Consider the following 1080-nt stretch of genomic DNA (forward strand, 5'->3'; position numbering starts at 1 on the left):
CGAGCACGCGCCCGGAACTACACAGCCGACACCATGTCGACCCTCCTAACTGCGAGTCCACTCGCAAAGTGCGACCTCGTGTCGCAACGGCAGTTCAGTGCATGGACTTCGATCGATCTGAGGCGCCTTTACAGTAGAATGTGCCGGTGATTAGCGTGTTGGCCTTCGATCTTGGCGGTGTGCTTTTCAGTGACGGCACCAGAGAATTTATCGAGCACCTCAACCGAACATCCGGTGTCGACCCGGCACGCGCCGGTGAGCTTCTCAACGGGAGTCTGGGAAGCAGGTACCGCGAAGGCGGGATGAGCCGGGACGAATTCTGGGCTGCCTTCCGGCGGGCGCTGGGGCTATCGGCGTCAGGGCCCGAGCTCGCGGCGCGGTGGATAGACGGTTACCGCCTGAACGAAGGAACCTGGGACCTCATCCAAGACCTCTCGCAGGACTATGACCTGTACTATCTGTCTGACAACGTGGCGGAACGCGTTGAGGCGATCGAGCGTCGGTATCACTTCCTCCGGCTGTTCAAAGGCGGCGTGTTCTCGCATGAGGTAGGCGTTCGTAAGCCGCACCTCGATATTTACAAGATGCTCTTGGAAAAATTGGGGCGGAGCCTCAGCAGGTCTTGTTCGTGGATGACAAGGAATGGGCGCTCGCGCCGGCGGAGCGGATCGGAATGAAGACTGTTTTGTTTCGAGACAGTGATCAGGTTCGGCGAGCTCTGGAAAAACTCCACATCCCTCGGGATCAACGGGGTTGACTCCACGGTCGACCGGCGTGCTAGTGGACACCCTCTCATCGGCAGATGCGCGCACCGGCGCGCGCCGAGTGGCTTTATGATCTGCACGCAGCGTGAACGGGCTCCTCAGGAACCGTCGGTGCCACCCGCCGGCCAGACCCCCAAGTGGTGCCGGTTCTCACGAACATTGCGGCGACCGAGTGCCGGCAGAGTGGGACCGAAAGTCGCGAACATCTGGCGCCCAAACTCGGCTCTGGCGCAGAAAGTGTGATGGACGTCGGCCGATGAGTCGTTGTCCGGCTGTGTGATGCCGTCGAGCAACTTCTTCCGCACCTGGCCGGTAT

3 protein-coding genes are annotated in these 1080 nt (G+C 60.7%); 2 read left to right on the plus strand and 1 reads right to left on the minus strand.

What is annotated here, in order from left to right; genetic code table 11:
* The first annotated feature begins 146 nt into the window (after positions 1-146).
* Together AB0O15_RS48045 and AB0O15_RS48050 are read left to right on the plus strand one after the other, a co-directional pair.
* A complete protein-coding gene (locus AB0O15_RS48045; protein WP_364334966.1) occupies positions 147-677 on the plus strand; it encodes a hypothetical protein in 531 nt (176 codons plus the stop codon).
* On the plus strand, positions 623-757 hold the full coding sequence (locus AB0O15_RS48050; RefSeq protein ID WP_364334969.1) for a hypothetical protein: 135 nt from the start codon (positions 623-625) through the stop codon (positions 755-757). The genes AB0O15_RS48045 and AB0O15_RS48050 overlap by 55 nt, the downstream gene beginning before the upstream one ends.
* Positions 758-862: 105 nt before the next feature.
* Here AB0O15_RS48050 and AB0O15_RS48055 read toward each other — a convergent pair.
* Positions 863-1080, minus strand: a 218-nt coding sequence (locus AB0O15_RS48055; RefSeq protein WP_364334971.1) for a hypothetical protein, incomplete at its 5' end; no start/stop codon positions are given.

It is taken from the genome of Actinoplanes sp. NPDC089786, assembly GCF_040684855.1.
GTDB lineage: Bacteria > Actinomycetota > Actinomycetes > Mycobacteriales > Micromonosporaceae > Actinoplanes.